The organism is Vibrio sp. 2132-1 (assembly GCF_033344315.1).
The window spans coordinates 1-685 of sequence record NZ_JAWPON010000366.1 but is presented as its reverse complement, the minus strand read 5'-3'; the positions used below and the strand labels follow the sequence as shown (position 1 = coordinate 685).

General features: G+C 51.1%; 1 pseudogene. It reads left to right on the top strand.

The features are described from left to right. Positions 1-685 (top strand): annotated as a pseudogene (locus R8N47_RS25450) (ATP-dependent RNA helicase); the annotation flags it as partial.

The following is a 685-nucleotide window of genomic DNA, read 5'->3' as shown; positions in this document are numbered from 1 at the left end:
GCTATTCGCCGATCTGGTGACTCGCATTCCGACCAAAGCCGAAAAAGAAGCCATGATCGATTTAGCGGCAGCGCTCTCCGTGCCTGCACAGCTGTATCAACTGCAAGGGGGAGAGGCAGCAGAGGCTCTAGAGCAAGAAGAACCTCTGGGGTGTGACGTGTCGCTAATGATTCGGTTGGTGCGTGGAGAACAGCTTCCTGCTGTGATTGTTGATGTCAGTGTGTTGGAAGAAGCGCAAGGCTTAGCAAAGCAGATGCGGGACGTATTTGAATTGCCTCAATTGGAAGTGGCTTCGCGTTATCGACGAGATCAACTGACTCAAGCGATAGCGGCTTTGCATCCTGAATTGGTGTTTGTGCGCAGAGAGCGTCGCCGAGATGCACTTGGCAATGGTTCGATGGAAATGGTCGTTGGTCGAAACAGTCGTTTTCCGGATAAAAGTGAAGCGGCTTTGGTGCTAGATAGCCACAGCGTACCGGGTAGGGGAGTTAAACAAACGCTCAACCTTGCATCTGTCATGATGCCGATTTCGCTCGAACTCATTAAAACGCTCGAACTGGGAGAGTGGCAGCAAGGTGATACTCAATACGAAGATGAGACTCCGCTAGCAACTATGCACTTAGTGTACGCTGGTCGGACAATATTCACCGAGCATCAGGCGTTACAAGGTGAAGTGGCGATTCAA